The organism is Brevibacterium moorei, from assembly GCF_024580735.1.
Classification (GTDB): Bacteria; Actinomycetota; Actinomycetes; order Actinomycetales; family Brevibacteriaceae; genus Brevibacterium; species Brevibacterium moorei.
The window spans coordinates 42,104-59,809 of sequence record NZ_JANIJX010000019.1 but is presented as its reverse complement, the minus strand read 5'-3'; the positions used below and the strand labels follow the sequence as shown (position 1 = coordinate 59,809).

The 17,706-nt window shown below is 67.7% G+C and carries 16 protein-coding genes; 5 read left to right on the top strand and 11 right to left on the bottom strand.

The annotated features are described in order from the left end of the window. Complete coding sequence (locus NQ034_RS12305; RefSeq protein WP_257049177.1) at positions 1–1,815, bottom strand: ABC transporter ATP-binding protein; 1,815 nt, start codon at positions 1,813–1,815, stop codon at positions 1–3. Continuing rightward, on the bottom strand, positions 1,812–3,554 hold the full coding sequence (locus NQ034_RS12300) for an ABC transporter ATP-binding protein (RefSeq protein ID WP_257049176.1): 1,743 nt from the start codon (positions 3,552–3,554) through the stop codon (positions 1,812–1,814). Before NQ034_RS12300 ends, NQ034_RS12305 begins: the two co-directional genes overlap by 4 nt. A 79-nt stretch (positions 3,555–3,633) precedes the next feature. On the opposite strand from NQ034_RS12300, the gene NQ034_RS12295 reads away from it, so the two are divergent. From NQ034_RS12295 to NQ034_RS12285, 3 genes are all read left to right on the top strand, one after another. After that, entirely contained in the window at positions 3,634–4,245 is a 612-nt protein-coding gene (locus tag NQ034_RS12295; protein WP_257049174.1) for a hypothetical protein, read from the top strand. Next, a complete protein-coding gene (locus tag NQ034_RS12290; protein ID WP_257049173.1) occupies positions 4,226–5,497 on the top strand; it encodes an NAD(P)/FAD-dependent oxidoreductase in 1,272 nt (423 codons plus the stop codon). Before NQ034_RS12295 ends, NQ034_RS12290 begins: the two co-directional genes overlap by 20 nt. 288 nt (positions 5,498–5,785) lie before the next feature. Further along, on the top strand, positions 5,786–6,841 hold the full coding sequence (locus tag NQ034_RS12285) for a 2,3-butanediol dehydrogenase (protein WP_257049172.1): 1,056 nt from the start codon (positions 5,786–5,788) through the stop codon (positions 6,839–6,841). Between the two features lie 95 nt (positions 6,842–6,936). Here the strand turns inward: NQ034_RS12285 and NQ034_RS12280 are convergent, their stop codons facing one another. From NQ034_RS12280 to cysK, 7 genes are all read right to left on the bottom strand, one after another. Next, entirely contained in the window at positions 6,937–7,728 is a 792-nt protein-coding gene (locus NQ034_RS12280) for a hypothetical protein (RefSeq protein ID WP_257049171.1), read from the bottom strand. A 38-nt stretch (positions 7,729–7,766) separates the two neighbouring features. Beyond that, on the bottom strand, positions 7,767–8,708 hold the full coding sequence (locus NQ034_RS12275) for a 2-hydroxyacid dehydrogenase (RefSeq protein ID WP_257049169.1): 942 nt from the start codon (positions 8,706–8,708) through the stop codon (positions 7,767–7,769). A 36-nt stretch (positions 8,709–8,744) separates the two neighbouring features. Further along, positions 8,745–9,281, bottom strand: coding sequence for a MarR family winged helix-turn-helix transcriptional regulator (locus NQ034_RS12270; RefSeq protein WP_257049167.1), 537 nt, complete (start codon positions 9,279–9,281; stop codon positions 8,745–8,747). Beyond that, positions 9,259–9,906 (bottom strand): NAD(P)H-dependent oxidoreductase, encoded by a 648-nt coding sequence (locus NQ034_RS12265; RefSeq protein ID WP_257049165.1) that lies wholly within the window; start codon positions 9,904–9,906, stop codon positions 9,259–9,261. Before NQ034_RS12265 ends, NQ034_RS12270 begins: the two co-directional genes overlap by 23 nt. Continuing rightward, positions 9,906–11,108, bottom strand: coding sequence for an LLM class flavin-dependent oxidoreductase (locus NQ034_RS12260; protein ID WP_257049163.1), 1,203 nt, complete (start codon positions 11,106–11,108; stop codon positions 9,906–9,908). The genes NQ034_RS12265 and NQ034_RS12260 overlap by 1 nt, the downstream gene beginning before the upstream one ends. 155 nt (positions 11,109–11,263) lie before the next feature. Continuing rightward, the gene (epsC, locus tag NQ034_RS12255; protein ID WP_257049162.1) at positions 11,264–11,944 is read right to left on the bottom strand and encodes a serine O-acetyltransferase EpsC; all 681 of its coding nucleotides are present in this window, start codon (positions 11,942–11,944) and stop codon (positions 11,264–11,266) included. 1 nt (position 11,945) lies between these two features. After that, entirely contained in the window at positions 11,946–12,878 is a 933-nt protein-coding gene (gene cysK / locus NQ034_RS12250) for a cysteine synthase A (protein WP_257049160.1), read from the bottom strand. Between the two features lie 295 nt (positions 12,879–13,173). Between cysK and def the strand changes: the two genes are divergently transcribed. After that, positions 13,174–13,749 (top strand): peptide deformylase, encoded by a 576-nt coding sequence (gene def, locus NQ034_RS12245; protein WP_257049159.1) that lies wholly within the window; start codon positions 13,174–13,176, stop codon positions 13,747–13,749. Between the two features lie 9 nt (positions 13,750–13,758). On the opposite strand, the gene NQ034_RS12240 is transcribed toward def, so the two are convergent. Next, complete coding sequence (locus tag NQ034_RS12240; RefSeq protein WP_257049158.1) at positions 13,759–14,853, bottom strand: hypothetical protein; 1,095 nt, start codon at positions 14,851–14,853, stop codon at positions 13,759–13,761. Between the two features lie 157 nt (positions 14,854–15,010). Between NQ034_RS12240 and NQ034_RS12235 the strand changes: the two genes are divergently transcribed. After that, positions 15,011–15,958, top strand: coding sequence for a hypothetical protein (locus NQ034_RS12235; protein ID WP_257049156.1), 948 nt, complete (start codon positions 15,011–15,013; stop codon positions 15,956–15,958). Between the two features lie 109 nt (positions 15,959–16,067). On the opposite strand, the gene NQ034_RS12230 is transcribed toward NQ034_RS12235, so the two are convergent. Beyond that, entirely contained in the window at positions 16,068–17,696 is a 1,629-nt protein-coding gene (locus tag NQ034_RS12230) for an aminotransferase-like domain-containing protein (RefSeq protein WP_257049155.1), read from the bottom strand. Between the last annotated feature and the right edge of the window lie 10 nt (positions 17,697–17,706).

Below are 17,706 nucleotides of genomic sequence, written 5' to 3'. Positions count from 1 at the left end.
TCAGGCCAGGGACTCCTCCCACGCCGCGTGCAGGTGCGCGAACCGGCCGCCGTCTGCCAGCAGCCGTTGCGGGGTGCCGTCCTCGACGATCCGCCCGTGTTCCATCACCAGTACCCGATCGGCGATCTCCACCGTTGACAGGCGGTGGGCGATGATGATCGCGGTGCGCCCGCGCAGCACGGTCTCCAGGGCCTGCTGCACCGCCCGCTCCGAGGGGATGTCCAAGTGGGCAGTGGCCTCGTCGAGCACGATCACGCCCGGATCGGCCAGGAACACGCGGGCGAAGGACACCAGCTGGCGCTGCCCCGAGCTGAGCCGGCCGCCGCGCTTCTTCACATCGGTCCCGTAGCCCTCGGGCAATCGCGCGATGAACCGGTCCAAACCGACCGCCCGGGCCGCCGCGCGCACCTGCTCATCTGTGGCCTCGGGGTTGCCGATGCGGATGTTGTCGGCGATCGTGCCGGAGAACAGGAAGGACTCCTGGGTGACCATGACGATCGCCCGGCGCAGCGCGGCATCGTCGATCTCGCGCAGATCCACTCCGTCCAACCGGACGCTTCCCGCCAGCGGATCGTAGAACCGGGTGGCCAGTTTGACCAGGGTCGATTTGCCGGCGCCCGTGGTGCCGACCAGGGCGACGGTCTGGCCGGCGGGGACCTCCAGGTCGAAGTCGGGCAGGATGTCCGGGCCGTCCTCGTAGGCGAAGCGCACCTGCTCGAAGCTCAGCTCGCGCCCGCCGGCTCCGGTGGGCAGGGCGCGGGCCGCGGCGGGGTCCTCGATGGCGGGTTCGGTGTCGAGGATCGCCGTGATCTTCTCCAGCGCCGCCGAGGCTGACTGATACAGGTTGAAGGAGTTGACCAGTTCGTCCAGCGGGCCGTAGAAGCGGCGCAGGTACAGGATGAATGCTGTGAGCACGCCGATCTGCGTGTGTCCGGTCATCACCAGATAGGCGCCGGCGAGGATGATGGCGACCTGGGTCAGATTGCCGATCAGCCGCGTCCAGCCGGCGAACCAGGCCACGCCGGTCAGCGCATCGCGGTTGGCCTGCCGGTAGGCGTCGTCGCTCTGGTGCAGGCGCGCCCGTCCGGCGGGCTGCCGGCGGAAGGCCTGCACCGCGCGGATCCCGCCCATCGTCTCCGTGAAGTGCACGATCGACTTGCCGATCCACGTGCGGGTGCGCCGGTAGGCCCCGCGCTGGGTCCGGGCGGCGTAGACGGTGACGAAGAACAGCGGGATGAACCCGGCGAAGGCGATCAGGGCCATCGGCACGTCCAGGAACACCAGCAGCACCGCGATCGCGGCCATCTGCAGTAGTCCCAGCGCCGTGTCGATGAGCGCGAAGGACAGGAACTCCTGCACCGATTCCATATCCGAGGTCTGCCGGGCGACCAGCCGACCCGAGGTGGACTTCTCGTGATACCCCAGGTCCAGTCGCTGCACGTGCTTGAACAGGCGCCCGCGCAGATCGAACAGGATCCGCTGGGCGGTTTTGCCCATCAGCCGCACCGATGCCCAGGAACAGACCCCGGCGACCAGGGCCGAGGCCATAAAGGCACCGATCGCCCAAGCCAGGGGCGCGAAGTCACCGGCCTGGGCCGCCGGCAGGCCGTCGTCCAGGGCGCGCTGGACGAACACCGGTCCGATCACCGCGCCGGCACTGGTCAAGACGATGAGCAGTGCCAGGACGATGACGCTGAGCAGCCGGGGCCGCACCAGGCTCATGAGCAGGCGCCGGGCGCTGCGGGCCACGCCCGGTGGCAACTGGTCGAGTTCGTCCACGGCGGTTGCGGATTTCTGGTTCGCGGGCGCGCTCATACGTGCGCCCCCATCAGATCGCGGTACATGGTCGAGGTCTCCAGGAGTTCTTCGTGCGTGCCCAGGGCGGCGATGCCACCGCCGTGGAGCACGGCCACCCGGTCGGCGAGCGCGGCGGTGGACGGCCGGTGGGCGATCACGAGGGTGGTGGAATCGGGCAGGACTTCGCGCAGGCGGCGCTGGACCCGGTCCTCGGTGTCGACGTCCACGGCTGACAGCGGGTCGTCGAGCACCAGGATGCGCGGGGTGCCAAGGATGGCACGGGCCAGGGCGAGGCGCTGGCGCTGGCCACCGGACAGGGCCAAGCCCTGCTCCCCCACCTGGGTGTCCAGACCCTCGGGCAGGGCCGCGACGAAATCGGCGGCCTGGGCGATGTCCAGGGCGCGGCGGACCTCGGCGTCGGTGGCGTGTGGCACGCCGAGGGCTACGTTGTCGCGGACGCTGGAGGAGAACAGGATGGGGTCCTCGAAGGCCACGGACACCAGACGGCGCAGCTCGGTCAGGGGCAGCTCGCGGACATCCGTCCCGTCGATGCTCATCCGGCCGGAGGTGACATCGGCCAGGCGCGGCACCAGGGCGGCCAGGGTGGACTTGCCCGATCCGGTCGCCCCGACGATCGCCAGGGTCTCCCCCGGCTGCACGGTGAGGTCGAGGCCGTCCAACAGTGGGGTGTCCGCGTCGGCGAAGCGGAAGCCGACGTGCTCGAAGCGCAGTTCCCCGCGCACGCCTGCCGGGTCCAGGACCGGGGCGGGGTCGTCGGCGACGTCGCCGGAGGTGTCGGTGATGCCCAGCGGCAGGTCCATCACCTCCCAGTAGCGGGCTGCTGCGGTGGCGGCCATGAGGGCGTCGGAGAGCAGGAAGCCGAACATCTCGATGGGGATCCGCAGAATCATCGTCACCGTTACCGCGGCGACCACCGTTCCCACGCTCATCCAGCCGTGGACCACGCCCCAGGCGCCCAGACCCACGATTGCGGCCTGCGCGATGGTCGGCAGCATCATCAGAGTGCCCCACAGCCAGGAATCCAGGCGGGCCTTGCGGACTTCCAGGCGGGCCAGGCCGCCGGAGAGTTCGCGGAACCGGCCGCGGATCCACGGGGTGCGGCCGAAGGCGCGAATGATGCGGATGCCCTGGATGGATTCCTCGACATTGGTGGTGATGGCCCCCATCTGGTCCTGGGCGGCGCGCGCGGCCAGGCGGTACTTGCGTTCGAACACGGCGACGATCGCCACCGTGGGCACGGCCATGACCAGGAAGATCAGTCCGAACAGCGGCTGCATGACGGTCAGGATGATCGCGCCGGCCACGATGATGACCGGGTTGACCAGCAGGAACGGGGCCCCGAAGGCGAAGAAGCGGCGCATCTGGGAGAGGTCCTGAACCCCGCGGGACAGCAGCTGTCCGGAGTCCCAGGCATCGTGGGTGGCGACCTGGACGTACTGCAGTTTGTCGTACAGCCGGCCGCGCCACAGCACTTCCCAGAACGAGGTGACAGGGGCCGCCAGATAGCGGCGGCCGAACAGCGCCGCGGCTTCGAGCACGCCGAGGCCGCAGATCACCAGAACGGGCACCACCAGACCGGCCGGGTCATGGTGGGCGATCGGCCCGTCGATGATGCGGCCGGTGAGCAGCGGGACGACCAATTGCAGCCCGTTGGCGAACAGGCTGAGGAAGATGATGACACCGTAGACCCAGAGGCGTTCTCTGATGTCGGGCCAGAACCGGAGGATTGCGCGCATAGCCTTTCAGCTTATATCAGTTCCGGCACCCGATTCCAGGGGCCTTGCGTCTTCCGGTATCGCCCGGCAGGGTGGGGTTATGGACACCGACGTCATGGACGAGGACGCGCTGCTGCGGGGGTACCGGCTGGGATACCGACTGGCCATGATCACGATGGGGCTGGTATCCGTTCTGGCCGCGGCCATCGGGCTCCGGCTGTGGTCCATCGTCCCCGTAGTCCTGCTGATGATCGTGGCCCTCGCCTTCAACAGCGGAGCGCGCTCCCAGGGCCTGGATCCGCGGAAGCTCGAACGGCCCTCCAGCCCGGCCCAGATGGTGGTCCAGTTCGTGGTCTGCTGGCTCTATTACCTGGCTTTCATGGGGAGTTGGTGTTCCGAGAAGGGCACGGGGCGGCCCCTGCTGGACACGGGACTGATCGTCCATCACGACCCGGATCCCGACGCAGTCGGGCTGGAGCAGATCCTCATGTCCTGCAGCGGATTCATCCTCATCACCGGCTGGGTGTTCTGTCTGCAATGGCGCAGGGCAAAGCGAACCGCAGCGTCGCGGCCGACATCCGCGCCCGGGACGAACCTTCGGAACACGGCACGCGCTGATCGTGTTATGTCTGAAGAAGAGGACGATCGGCGACACCGACCGTCCGAAGAAGCGAACTCAACGGAGGTAGGTCATGACGGAACAGGACGATGAACGTGAGTACGACCAGGAATACGACTATGTGATCGTGGGGGCAGGTGTGGCTGCGGCCTCGGCGGCCAAGGCGATCCGCGCCGACGACCCGGATGGCACGATCGCCGTCTTCGGAGCCGATCCCGACGGTCCCTACTACCGGCCTGATCTGTCCAAGACCCTGTGGCTCGATCCCAAGGCGGTCCCCGGCGCCGGCTGGCTGCTCGATCCGAACGAAACAGATGTCACGCTGTTGACCGATACAACGGTCACCTCGCTGGACCCTGGCGACCACACGCTGACCACCTCGACAGGCGCCACCGTGGCCTATTCGCAACTCCTGCTGGCCACTGGCGCCGCCCCCAACCGGCTGGGCTCCGAGTCGCCCGCCGACGCGCAGGCCCCCGGCAGCGAGCGCATCATCTACTACCGCACGGTGGAGACCTACCGCAGGCTGCGCCGCCTGGCCGGCCCCGGCTCCCATGTGATCGTGGTCGGCGGAGGGTACATCGGCGGGGAGATCGCCTCGGCCCTGGCGCAAAACGATATACACGTGACCTTGGTGATGCCCACAGAGCTGATCCAGCAGGCCATGTTCCCCGAGGACCTGGCCGCCGCCGTGACCAAGACCTTCGTCGACCGCGGCGTCGACGTGGTGGGCAGCACCCGGGTGGACACCATCGTCCCCGATGCCGAGGGCGGGACCGTGACGGTCACATCCGTCGACGGGAAGACCTTCACCGGCGATGCGGTGGTGCTGGGCCTCGGCGTGAGTCCGAACGACTCGCTGGCCGAACGGGCCGGCATCACCGTGGACGACGGGATTGTCGTCGACCAACGCCTGGAGACGAACACGACGGATGTCTACGCGGCCGGTGACGTGGCGAACTATTACGATTCACTGCTGGGGCGGCGCCGCGCGGAACACGTGGACCAGGCGGAGAATTCGGGGCGGATCGCCGGGCGCAATATGGTCGCCGCCCGCCGGGCGACCGAGCGCCACGTCTACGACTACACGCCGATCTTCTGGTCCGATCTGTTCGACTTCGGCTACGAGGCCGTGGGCGACCTGGATGCGCGGCTGCGCACCGTGGAGAACCTCAAGGACGATTTCACCCAGGGCACCGTGTACTACCTGGATGCGAACGACCGGGTCCGCGGCGTCCTGCTGTGGAACGTCTGGGACTCCACCGATAAGGCCAAGGAGCTGATCCGCCGCACGGAGGCGGAGCACCTGGGCGATGCGGAACTGGCCAGGGCCATCGAGTTCTAACAGGAGAGTTCTAACAGAACCCCCTATCCCGATTTGCCCCGGCCGGGGCAAATCGGCGATTCCGCCTCCGCGCCCACCCCTGCCAGCTGTACTGAATTCAGAGTGAACGTTTGATTAGCAGACGAAGATCACAGGGGAATACATCAGTTCGGCGTTTACTTATTAGCCGTGACTTATTAGTGTGAACAGTGTTGGTCATGAGAGCGCGCACACGGTTACCGCCGGGAGCGCTCGACTGCCTGAAAACAGAGGGTCCGGACCAGAACCCTCGAAATCGAGGAGATTGACATGCGCGCACTGCGCTTCTACGACAACCACGACATCCGCGTCGAAGACATCGACGAGCCCCAGGTCCGCCCCGGCACCGCCAAGATCGAGGTCGCATACTGCGGCATCTGCGGTTCCGATCTGCACGAATACCTGGACGGCCCGATCTTCACCCCGACCCAAGACACGCCTCATTCGCTGTCCGGCGAGAAGGCCCCCATCACCATGGGCCACGAATTCTCCGGCGTCATCTCCGAACTCGGCGAGGGCACCGAGGGCCTCGAGGTCGGCGACCACGTCGTCGTCGAGCCCTACTACGTGTGCGGTCACTGCCCGCAGTGCGAGCGCGGCGACTACCACCTGTGCAATGAGATGGGCTTCATCGGCCTGGCCGGCTCCGGCGGCATGACCAAGTTCGCCGTCGTCGAACAGCGCTGGATCCACAAGATCGACAAGTCCGTCCCGCTGGACGAGGCCGCACTCATCGAACCGCTGACCGTCGCCTACCACGCCGTGCAGCGTTCGGGTGTCAAGGCCGGGGAAACCGCGATCGTCTCCGGCGCCGGCCCCATCGGCCAGCTGACCACCGCAGTCCTCAAGGGCATCGGCGTGACCGTCATCGTGTCCGAACTCGCCGAGGCCCGCAAGGCCAAGGTCAAGGATCTGGCCGACTACGTGGTCGACCCCAGCCAGGAGGATCTGGCCGCGCGCGTCACCGAGATCACCGGTGGCAAGGGAGCCGACGTGGGCTTCGACGCCGCCGGTGTCAACGCCACGATCAACGCCCTGCTCAACGTTGTGCGCCCCGGTGGCGTCATCGTCATGGAGGCCATCTGGGGCAAGAAGGCCGAACTGGACATGCATGCCCTGGTCACCCGTGAGATCGACCTGCGCGGCACCATCGGCTACGTGTCCAACCACCCCGACACCATCAAGCTGGTCGAGTCCGGCGCCATCAAGCTGGCCCCGTTCATCACCGGCCGGATCAAGATCGACGAAGTCGTCGACAAGGGCTTCGACACCCTGATCAACCACGCGGACACCGCCGTGAAGATCCTGGTCGACCCGAAGGCCTGACCCCGCGCCTTACCTGTGGCTCCACAAATGCACGTGTGGCCCGATAACTCATGAGTTATCGGGCCACACGTGCATTTGTGGAGCCACCGAAGGTTTCAGTCGCAGGCCCAGTCAAAGGTCTCGGTCTCCAGGTCCAGCTGCGCCGATCCCCCGCCGAAGTTCAGTCCCCCGAACTCGTTGAACTCCACATACCAGGGGCTCAGGCCCTCCGGCATCCCCTGCACCGGCAGCGAGGTCCCACCCAGGTGGTCACTTGAGCCCAGCTGGTCGACCCAGCCGTGCACGGCGCCGGCCGATTCGTCCCACATGTCCTGGTAGCCACCCTCGCCCAACTCATTGGGCGCCAGACCGGCATTCGGGTCCTCGCGCCCGGCGATGAACACCGGCGCCCGGTCGACGTGCGTGTCCCAGGCATTGGGGCCCTCGTCCTCGGGGCCGTGCTCGCCGGGACGCCGGGTGTCTTCCGGCGGGGCGCTCGGACCGGCCGCGAATTCTTCGGCCGTCAACCAGATCAACGCGAACTGGCCGTCGATGATGTCCTCGCGGCGGGCCAGCATCGGGTGTTCGACCGCCTGGGCCCAATCCTGCAGGAAGGGGTCCTCGGAATCCGCGCTGGGCCCGGGTTCGGACTCCTCGGCGAATTGGCCCTCGCCCTGGAAGAATGCGATCGCGGGGTAGTCGGCGCCCTTGCGCCGGTAGGCTTCGGGCAGTTCCAGCGTGAAGGCGTGCAGCATGGGCAGTCCGGTCAGTGGGCCACGGGGCCACTGAGCCGCCGCGATACCGGGGCCCTCTGTGCCGATCCAGCCGACTTCCCTGGCATCCGCCGGGCGGTCCGGCACATCGCCGAAGTACAGATTGAAGGCCTGGGGCTTTTCGGTCTCGGTCATCGTCGTGTCCTCTCGATCGTCGTATCCGCTTGTATCGCTCAGTTCACCTGATTGAGCAGTTCATCCCCGCGCTGGATCCGTCGGACCTGTTCGGCCAGGATCTTCTCGATGCGCGGGGTGAACGCGTCGGTGTTGCCGCCCAGATGGGGCACCACCAGGGTGTTCGGCGTCTTCCACAGCGGGTGGTCGGCCGGCAGGGGTTCCGGATCGACGACGTCCAGAGCGGCTTGCAGGCGTCCGGATTCCAGTTCGGCCACCAGCGCATCCGTGTCGACGACCTGGCCGCGGGCCACATTGACGATGAGTGCGCCATCGGGCAGCCGGGACAGGAAGTCCTTGTCCACCAGGTGCCGGGTCGAGTCCGTCAGTGGCGTGATGAGGATGACGATCTCGGTGTCCGGCAGCAGCTCCGGGAGTTCCGCGGTCGCGTGGATGGGACCGTGTTCATCGGTCCGGGCGCGCGTGCCGACTCGCGTGATGTCGACGCCGAAGGGCTCCAGTCGGGCGCGGATCCCCTCGCCGATCCCTCCCACGCCGATGATCATGGTCTTCCTGTCGACCAGGGAGCGGTGCTGGCTGTGGTTCCACGAACCCGTGAGCATATCGCGCGCGGCATCGTCGATCCCGCGCAGCCGGGCCAGGGCCAAGCCGACGGCCAGTTCCGCCGTGGCATCGGCATGGGCACCGGCGCCCGAGGCCACCGCCAGTTCGTCGAGATATCCGGTGACGACATCGTAGCCGGTGGTCTGGACCTGGAGCAGTTTGAGATTCGGGGCCTCGGCCAGGCGCGCCACCGTGGCCGGTGCACTCAGATAGTTCAGCACCACTGCGTCGAGCGTCTGCGGATCCGCATCGGGTTCCTCGGCCGACCAGACGACCAGGTCGAGGTCCTCTCGGTCGGATGCCGGCACCAGTTCGGCTATCCGGTCCCTCAGCGCCTCGGTGGGAAATGCGATCGTCGTGATATCCAAAGTGGTCATGGCCACATCCTACTGCCCCAGGTCAGCGGCCCGGATCTAGCGCCCCAGCCGGCCCTCGACTTCCCGGCTGACCCGGACCAGGACCTCGGCGTCGCCGGGGTGCAGGGCCGGATCGAAGACCTGCCGGATCTGTTCGCGGTGCACCCGGCCGGCGCGCACGAAGACCTCCATCCCCGGCTGGCGCAGTGTCACATTGTGGGCGCGCTTGTCTTCGGCGCAGGCGGTTTTGAGCACCCAGCCGGCTTCGACGGCCTGGGCCACGCGGTAGTTCAGGCGCGGTGCGGAGAAGGCGATGGCCGAGGCCAGTTCACTCATCCGCAGGGTGTGGGCCGGCGCCTCGGCCAGGGCCATGAGCATATTGAAATCGACCAGCGAGATCCCCGCATCGCGTTTGAGTCTGGCGTCCAATTCCGTCTGCAGGCGCGCCGCCGTGACGAACCAGGCACCCCAGGCGTCCATCGTGGGATCGCGCAGCAGATTGCCGGCCAAGGGGCCGATGGGCCCCGACAGCGGACGGATGGACTCTGCCGGTGAAGCTGCGGGCTGGGAACTATCCGTTGAGGAGTTGTTCAAAGGGGGTCACCTCCATGGGATCGAATTCGTCGACCAGAGCGCCGGGCTGCCGCCCGAAACCGCCGGCTTCCAGCGCCGCGCGCAGTTCCCCGGCCGCAGACTGCACCCGGTGGCTCAAACCGGACCGCGATTCTGGCGCGCCCCAGTCCTCGGTCGCGGCGAACACGACGGTCGGCAGGGCCAGGCCCTTGAGATAGGCGATGAGCGGGCGCATCTGTCCGTCGAACACCATGCTGTGGCGCACGCTGCCGCCCGTACCGGCCAGCAGCACCGGCTTGCCCGCCAGTGCGCGCTGGGGCAACAGCTGCAGGAATAGGGTGAACAGCCCGACCGGTGCCGCGTTGTAGACGGGTGCGGCCAGGATCAGGCCATCGGCGGCCGACACCCGGTCGAGCGCAGCCTCCAGCGCCGGTGACGCCATGCCGGTGGTGACCATGTTGACCAGGTCGTGGCCCAGCGGGCGCAGGTCGAGCCGCTCGCCGATGATGGGTTCGACGCCGCCGAACACTCCCCGCCCGCTCGTCGATGCCTCCGCCGACTGCGCGAGTTCCGCCAGCAGCCGGTCGGTCAGCTTCCCCGTCGAGGATTCGGCGGACATCCCACCGGAGATCGCGAGGACCCGCATCACTTCTCCCCCTGTCCGTCCTGGGCCGAGGTCTCGGCCGCTTTGTCCGCCGTGCGGGCGGCTCGCGCGGCCCGGTCCTGTGCGGCCTGCGAATCGGCACTTCCGCCGGGCACCGGATCCTCGCCCGCCAGGTGGCGCGCAAGAAGGAACTCGTGCGTCGGAGCCTCAGGTACGGCCGGATCGTGGCGCGCGGAGAATTCCTTGCGCAGGGCGGGGACGACCTCCTCCGCCAGGATGTCGATCTGTTCCAACACGGTCTTCTGCGGCAGGCCGGCGTGGTCGATGAGGAACAGCTGGCGCTGGTAGTCCCCGGCCCAGTCGCGGAAGGAGGCATAGCGTTCGATGATCTGCTGCGGGCTGCCGACGGTCAGCGGCGTCTGTTCCGTGAAGTCCTCGAGGCTGGGCCCGTGGCCGTAGACGGGTGCGACGTCGAAGTAGGGACGGAATTCGTCGACGGCGGCCTGCGAGTTCTTCCGCATGAACACCTGTCCGCCCAGGCCGACGAATGCCTGCTCGGCGGTACCGTGACCGTAATAGGCGTAGCGCTGGCGGTACAGGTTGACCATCCGGGCGGTGTGGTGGATGGGCCAGAAGATGTTGTTGTGGAAGAAGCCGTCTCCGTAGTAGGCGGCCTGTTCGGCTATTTCGGGGCTGCGGATGGAGCCGTGCCAAACGAAGGGCGCCACATCGTCCAGCGGCCGGGGCGTCGCAGTGAAGGACTGCAGCGGTGTGCGGAAACGGCCCTCCCAGTCGACGTTCTTCTCGTGCCACAGACGGTGGAGCAGGTTGTAGTTCTCCACTGCCAGGTCGATGCCCTGGCGGATGTCTCGGCCGAACCAGGGGTAGACGGGTCCGGTGTTGCCGCGGCCCAGCATCAGGTCGATGCGACCATCGGCCAGGTGCTGGGCGTAGGAGTAGTCCTCGGCCAGGCGCACCGGATCCATCGTGGTGATCAGCGTCGTCGCGGTGCTCAGACGGATCTGTGCGGTCTGCGCGGCCAGATAGGACAGCAGGACCGGCGGGTTGCCGGGTGCCGCGAAGGGCGGGTTGTGGTGCTGCCCCGTGGCGAAAACGTCCAGCCCGGCCGCATCGGCGTGCTTGGCGATTTCAACGGTGTTCTTGATCCGCTCGTGTTCGCTCGGCGCCCGGCCGGTGTGCGGATCGACCGTGACGTCGCCGATGGTGAAGATGCCGAACTCCATGACGTGCCCCTCGAGTGCTAGTTAAGGCTTCAACTTGTTTGTTAAAACTTTAACATGCGTGCCACGAGTTGTATTCCCCGCGCTTGTACACTCCTTCCGCACATGTAGGTGTTTGCACAATGGCACCCTGACCGTCCCGCTGCCGTCGGCACCCACTAGATCCAGATCGCGGGGTCCGTCAGCTCCCACTTGCCACCGTGGGGTTCGGCCACCCCGCGCGGATGCTTGATGACCGCGGGGATGCCCACGGCGATCGCATCGGCGGGCACGTCCTTGATCACCACGGCATTCGCCCCGACCGAGGCCCCCGCCCCGATCGTCACCGGGCCCAGCACCTTCGCCCCGGCCCCGATCAGCACATCGTCGCCCACGGTCGGATGCCGCTTGACCTTCGCCATCGAAGTCCCGCCCAGGGTGACCTGGTGGTACAGCATGACGTCATCGCCGATCTCCGCGGTCTCCCCGACCACGATCCCGTCGGCGTGATCGATGAAGAACCTGCGCCCGATCGTGGCCCCGGGATGGATCTCCACCCCGGTGACCGCGCGGACCAGCTGCGAGCCCAAACGCGCCGGCACCCGCCCACCGGGCACCGCCCACAGCCGGTGCAGACCCCGATACGCCCAGATCGCGTGCATCCCCGGATAGCTCAGCACGGTGACGAAATCCGACTGCGCAGCCGGATCGCGCCGCTTGACCGTGTCCAGGTCCTCCCGTAGCCGGGCGCGGAAGCCCTGGGCCGAGGCCCCAGCCGGACGGCCTTTGCGCAGAACGGACGCCGCGGCGGCGGCCACAGACGTGGCCACCGCCGCGGTGATGATTCCCCTGAAGCCCATCTCAGTCGTCCATGTACTGCGCGTACAGCGGGGTCGACAGGTAGCGTTCGCCGAAGTCGGGGATGATCGCCACGATCCGCTTGCCCTGGTTCTCCGGGCGCGCGCCCAGTTCCTCGGCGGCCAGCACCGCGGCGCCGGCGGAGATGCCGGCCAGGATGCCCTCATCGGTGGCCAGGCGGCGTGCCGAGTCCAGCGCGGCTTCGTTGTCGATCGCCACGACCTCGTCGAACAGGTTCGTGTCCAGCACGCCGGGGACGAAGTTCGCGCCGATCCCCTGGATCGCGTGCGGGCCGGCCTCGCCCTTGCTCAGCAGCGGGGAGGCCGAGGGCTCGACTGCCACAACGCGCACATCGGGGTTCTTCTCCTTGAGCACGGAGCCCACACCGGTCAGCGTGCCGCCAGTGCCAACGCCGGCGACGAAGATGTCGATCTGACCCTCGGTGTCGACCAGGATCTCCTGGGCCGTGGTGGCGCGGTGGATCGCCGGGTTCGCGGGATTGTCGAACTGGCGGGCCAGCACGGCGTTGTCCGCCTTGCCCAGTTCTTCGGCCTTGTCGACCGCGCCCTTCATGCCGTCGCCCTTGGGGGTGAGCACCAGTTCGGCGCCGAAGGCGCGTAGCAGGGCGCGGCGTTCCTTCGACATCGATTCCGGCATCGTCAGGATGACCTTGTAGCCACGGGCCGCGCCCACCATCGCCAGGGCGATACCGGTGTTGCCGCTGGTGGCCTCCACAATCGTGCCGCCGGGGCGCAGCTCACCGGAGGCCTCGGCAGCGTCGACCATGGCCACGCCGATCCGGTCCTTGACCGAATTCGCGGGGTTGTAGTATTCGAGCTTGCCGACGATCTCGGCGCCACTGCGCTCGCTGGCCCTGTTCAGCCTCACCAGCGGGGTGCGGCCGACGAGTTCGGTGACATTGGAGTAGATGTTCACTGTTGAATCCTTTGTTCTGGATTGGGTATGCCAGGCGATGGATTCCGGTTCGCGCCGAATGCCCACATGCTCGCGGCATGCACGACGGCGCATGGCGTCATCGCCCATACACCAGCCAATGGCTTCAGCTGTTGTTTCATCCCCGGTGGGGCCGGGGTCACGCTTCCCATTATGTCGGAGATCCGGCAGCGGTGCATCTTCGGTCACCATCCGGAATTGCTCCGGACGGGTGCCGGCCGGCGGCGGTCCCACGTGCTGGATCGCACTCACCGGGCGCGCACTAGAATGGGAGATTATGTCAGTTCATCCCATCGTCGTCTACGGCGAACCCGTCCTGCACGTCAAGGCCGAGAAGGTCACCGAATTCGACGACGAGCTCAAGCAGCTGGTCGCCGATATGTACGAAACCCTGGACAAATCCAACGGGGTGGGCCTCGCTGCCCCGCAGATCGGAGTGGGCAAGCAGATCTTCGTCTACGACGCCGACGATGAGGCAGCCCAGGTCCGCCGCAAGGGCGTGTTCATCAATCCCATCCTGGTCGCCTCCAAGGTGCCCGACGGCCGGCCCGACCCGGACGAGGAGTCCGAGGGCTGCCTTTCGGTGCCCGGCTTGGACTTCCCCCTCAAACGGGCCCACAAGGTCACGATCACCGGGGTGGACGAGAACAACGAGACGGTGTCGCTGACGGTGGAGGGCTGGTTCGCCCGCATCATGCAGCACGAGTTCGACCACCTGCAGGGCCTGCTCTACGTCGACCGGCTGGACAAGAAGTGGGCGAAGCGCTGGAAGCGCGCGCAGAAGGCCGAGGGCTTCAACATTCCAGGCAACACCTGGCTGCCCGGAGTAGACCCTGACCCCTTCGGCTACTGACCCATACGGCTACTGAGTTCGCCCTTCCTGTTTCCGCGACTCGTCGAGCTGCCGGTCGATGTCGTCGAAGCGGCCCGCGGTGACGTCGAGGTGCGTGAGCATCCCGTGGATCGCCTCGGCATGGGCCTGCGTCTCCACGCCCAGTTCGCGGAACCGCCAGTCCGCGTCCTCGTCGGCTGCCGTACGCGCCAGCACGTCGAGCACCCGTTCGCCCAGCCGACCGGCGGTCTCCGAATGCTCCAGCAGCCGCAGCTGCACATCCAATTCCTGCAGCTGCAGCAGGTAGTCCGACATCGCCAGGACGCGGCCGGACAGGGAGTTGAACGCGGTGGCCAGCTGGTCCTGGTAGGCGTCGATCTGGTCGGCCAGCTGCGGTTCGCGCACCCGTTCCAGTTCTGCGCGCAGCCGGTACAGCTCCACCAGACGCTGCCCGATCGAGGCGACCGCATGATCCAGATCGACCTTGGCGACGTGGTCGGTCAGCAGTGGATGGGTCCACGCGGTGGTGGCCGCGATCTTGCGGGCGATCCGGCAGGTGACCTGGAACAGGCGCTGTTCGTCGGTGTCCTGGCCACCGCGGCCGCCGGTGTAGCCCAGCATCTCCGGGGTGATCCAGCGGGCGCCGGCGGCGGACTTCTTGTCCTTGTTCCGCAGCCGCTTGGGATCGCGGTGGTATTTGACCCCCGTATAACCGGCCGCGGCAAGGGACACTGCGGCGACGATGCCGGTGGCCAGGAAGCCGCCGGCGGCGAATTGATCCGTGGCCAGCGTGCTCACCGTCGCCGGTATCGCGGTGGCGCCGGTGGCCACTGCGCCTGCCGTCTCCGTGAACCGATAGGCCGCATTTGACTTGAGCAGGTTGCGACGCATCCCCGGCCGGTCCACCGGCCAGAAGGTTCCCAGATCCTTCACCGGCACCGCGGCCACACCCGGCAGGGCCAAGGCCCCGCCCTTGCTGTTCGGCGCCGCCGAAACGCGGTATCCGCGAGCGCGCCAGGCGTCGATGACGCCGGGGCTGACGCTGTCGGGCACCAGGATCCGGTAGTCCGGGCGCAGACCCCCGCACTCATTGCGCCACAGGGTCCTCCACGACCTCTTCGCCATCACTGCCTCCGCTCACGTCGCTCACGCCCGATGCCCGTATCCGGTCCAACGTGTTTGTGCTGGATTCTAGTCCCGACCCCTGACATGGTGCTGGGCACGGTGCCGGACGCCCTGCGCACAGAACCGGATGCTCCGCCGGCCGGGGTACGGTTGCCGGATGAGGATTCTGCACAGCGCCGAGGCCGGTGATTGGCTGACGGCACGGGCCGGTGGCTGGGCGACCGCCGGCGGCGTGGCAGGGACCGGATTCGAGGCCTATACCCGCGTCCTCCATCCACTCACGGCATATCGGTTCGATCCCCCATTAACGGAACCGGAGATCCCCGGGCCCGAGCCCCGAATTGTAGAAACAACAACCTGGCGCTGGGCCGAAATGGCAAAGCGTAATGGGCTGACCATGCATCCGACAGTGCAGTGGACGGCGCTGGAACAGGAAGTCAACTGCTATGCAGACGGATGGGGCGCGGGCCAACCGGACTTGGGCACACCAGGGTTTCGCTGCCTCGCCGCATTACTAGAGCACCTGGCCCAGGAAACCTCGACCCCCGACCTGCTGTACGGAGCGGTCTGGGACGGGTTCCACGGCTTCTTCACCCCAGGAGAACTGAAGTTCAGCATCTCCATGCGAATACGCTTCCGGGCCATGCGCCTCGGTCTCATACCCAAGCGCAAGCGCCGGGAAGCTTACGCCAGGCTATTCGCCGAGGCCGGACGCACCGCGGGCGCCGCCGGCCAGGGAGGAGTCGCGCGGGCCGCAGGGCCCAAGATGGAGTGGCCCGGCCGCGAATTCTTCCTCTTCACCGCGAGCGCGGAGGAACTGAGCGAACAGCCCGTCCCCTGCCCGCCCGACGACCCCGACCCGACGGGATGGGACCTGCCGGAATGGTGCACCCCATTGGGCGGCAATACCCCGCAAATGCTCTGGTCCGACGACCACCAGTGGGTGCTGGCCAGCGAGATCGACTGGGATTCCACGATCATCGCAGGACCCCGGCCACTCATCGACCGGATCCTGACCGATGAGCGCCTCGAAGCCTATGAGGTCACCGCAGACACTTCACTGACCTGGGAATCGGACACCCGCAACCCGAATCCCCACCACTGACCCGCTTCCGCCCTGCCCAGTTCCTCTACGTCCGGTTCCACTACGTCTCGAATCGTCGAAAATCCGCTGCGGGAACGATCCCAATCGACATTTCGGGACCTAGTGGAACTCAAAGGTGAGTACCTGGCGTGGAACGACTCAGATGCTGCGCGGTTGTGCGCAACCGTTCCAGCCCCTCGCGCAGCTGGTCATCGGCCACCCCGAAGCCCAGCACGATCCCCTGAGCGCGCGGCAACTGCGCGCTCGAACCTCCCAGCCAATACTCCCCCAGACCCGTGACCAGCACTCCGGACCGGTGCGCCGCCGTGATCCATTCGGCCTCGCCCGCGGCACGCCCCACGATGTTCACCACCGCCTGCAGTCCGCCGGGCACCGGCTGCACCTGCAGTCCGGGGGCACCCTCCAGACCTCGGTGGACCACGTCGAGCCTGCGCCGATTGGCACTGCGCGCGCTCTGCAGGTGCCTCTCCAGCGCACCGGAGGTGATGAACGTGGCCAGCGCCGCCTGCGCGACGGTGTTCACCGGACTCGCGGTGACCTCGCGCACCCGGCGCATGAGCTCCAACAGAGACGGCGGAACCTTGAGGTAACCCACCGCCACCCCCGGATGGATGAGCGAGGACAGGGAACCCGAGAGCACCGTCACCGGATGCTCCGGATCGTCCAGTCCGGCCAGCGCGGGCAGCGGCGCGCCCGACCAGCGCCACTCCGCCGTGTGTTCGTCCTCGACGACCAGGAAACCACGCTCACGGGCCGCGGCCAGCAGGGCCAACCGCCGTTCGACCGGCAGGGAACCGCCTGATGGATACTGGTGCGAGGGCGTGACGACCAGCGCGTCGATGCCCTCGGGCAGGAGCGCGGGATCGACCCCGTGGGCGTCCACCGGGGCGGGCACGACCTCGTCGCCGGTGAGCAGGGGGACCTGGCGCAGGCTGGGGTAGCCGGGGCTTTCGAAGGCGATGCGCAGTCGGCCTGCGGGCCGGTCCCGGCAGGCGGCGCCGGCACTGGACCGCGCCTGGCCGACGGGCCGGCCGGCGGCCTCGGTGGGCCGGGCGATTCGGGCCCGCAGCGCGGTCAGCAGCAGTTGCAGCCCCTCACGGGCGCCTGCGGTGATGATGTAGTCGGCGGGGGTGCCGGCCACCGCGCGGACCCGCCGGGTGCGTTCGGCCAGTGCTGCGCGCAGCGCCCAGGATCCCAGTGGCTCCGGCTGGTCGCCGCCACCGGCCGCCGCGGCGCGCCAGGCAGCTCGCCACTGCGGAGTCGGCAGGGCGATGCCCCGGCTGGCCGCGGGCCGCAGGTCGATAGGATCCCCCGCCTCGTGTGTCTCGCTTCTCGAGACACGGGGGTCGGGCCCGACTCCCCTGCGCCGAGGTTCCCGCCCGGTTCCCGACACCGTTTTCGGGACGGGTTCGGGCAGCGGTTGAGGCAGCGGCTTGGGCAACAGCCGCAAGTCCTCGCTCACCGCCGTTCCACTGCCTCGTTCGGCATCCAGATAACCCTCGGCCACCAACTGTTCGAAGGCGGTCACAACGGTTCCCCTTGACACCCCCAGGCGAGCACCCAGGGCGCGCGTGGACGGCAGCATCTGCCCAGGTGAGAGGACTCCCCGGGTGATGAGATCGCGAATCTGCCAGGCGATGCGCTCCGGCAGGGGAACATGTGTTCCAGGTGCCCCCGCGGCGGTGGGCTCCAGGTGCAGGTTCAGCGGCAAATCCACGCCGCGGGCGGTACGGGCCATGCCACCCATA

Excerpts from the sequence above, each read along its gene's own strand:
- NQ034_RS12260 (WP_257049163.1), bottom strand. The coding sequence starts at position 11,108 with ATGGAGTTCGGCATCTTCACCATCGGCGACGTCACGGTCGATCCGCAC.
- NQ034_RS12290 (WP_257049173.1), top strand. The coding sequence starts at position 4,226 with ATGACGGAACAGGACGATGAACGTGAGTACGACCAGGAATACGACTAT.
- def (WP_257049159.1), top strand. The coding sequence starts at position 13,174 with ATGTCAGTTCATCCCATCGTCGTCTACGGCGAACCCGTCCTGCACGTC.
- NQ034_RS12300 (WP_257049176.1), bottom strand. The coding sequence starts at position 3,554 with ATGCGCGCAATCCTCCGGTTCTGGCCCGACATCAGAGAACGCCTCTGG.
- NQ034_RS12305 (WP_257049177.1), bottom strand. The coding sequence starts at position 1,815 with ATGAGCGCGCCCGCGAACCAGAAATCCGCAACCGCCGTGGACGAACTC.
- NQ034_RS12275 (WP_257049169.1), bottom strand. The coding sequence starts at position 8,708 with ATGACCACTTTGGATATCACGACGATCGCATTTCCCACCGAGGCGCTG.
- epsC (WP_257049162.1), bottom strand. The coding sequence starts at position 11,944 with ATGGGCTTCAGGGGAATCATCACCGCGGCGGTGGCCACGTCTGTGGCC.
- NQ034_RS12280 (WP_257049171.1), bottom strand. The coding sequence starts at position 7,728 with ATGACCGAGACCGAAAAGCCCCAGGCCTTCAATCTGTACTTCGGCGAT.
- NQ034_RS12240 (WP_257049158.1), bottom strand. The coding sequence starts at position 14,853 with ATGGCGAAGAGGTCGTGGAGGACCCTGTGGCGCAATGAGTGCGGGGGT.
- NQ034_RS12265 (WP_257049165.1), bottom strand. The coding sequence starts at position 9,906 with ATGCGGGTCCTCGCGATCTCCGGTGGGATGTCCGCCGAATCCTCGACG.
- NQ034_RS12285 (WP_257049172.1), top strand. The coding sequence starts at position 5,786 with ATGCGCGCACTGCGCTTCTACGACAACCACGACATCCGCGTCGAAGAC.
- NQ034_RS12230 (WP_257049155.1), bottom strand. The coding sequence starts at position 17,696 with ATGGCCCGTACCGCCCGCGGCGTGGATTTGCCGCTGAACCTGCACCTG.
- NQ034_RS12235 (WP_257049156.1), top strand. The coding sequence starts at position 15,011 with ATGAGGATTCTGCACAGCGCCGAGGCCGGTGATTGGCTGACGGCACGG.
- NQ034_RS12295 (WP_257049174.1), top strand. The coding sequence starts at position 3,634 with ATGGACACCGACGTCATGGACGAGGACGCGCTGCTGCGGGGGTACCGG.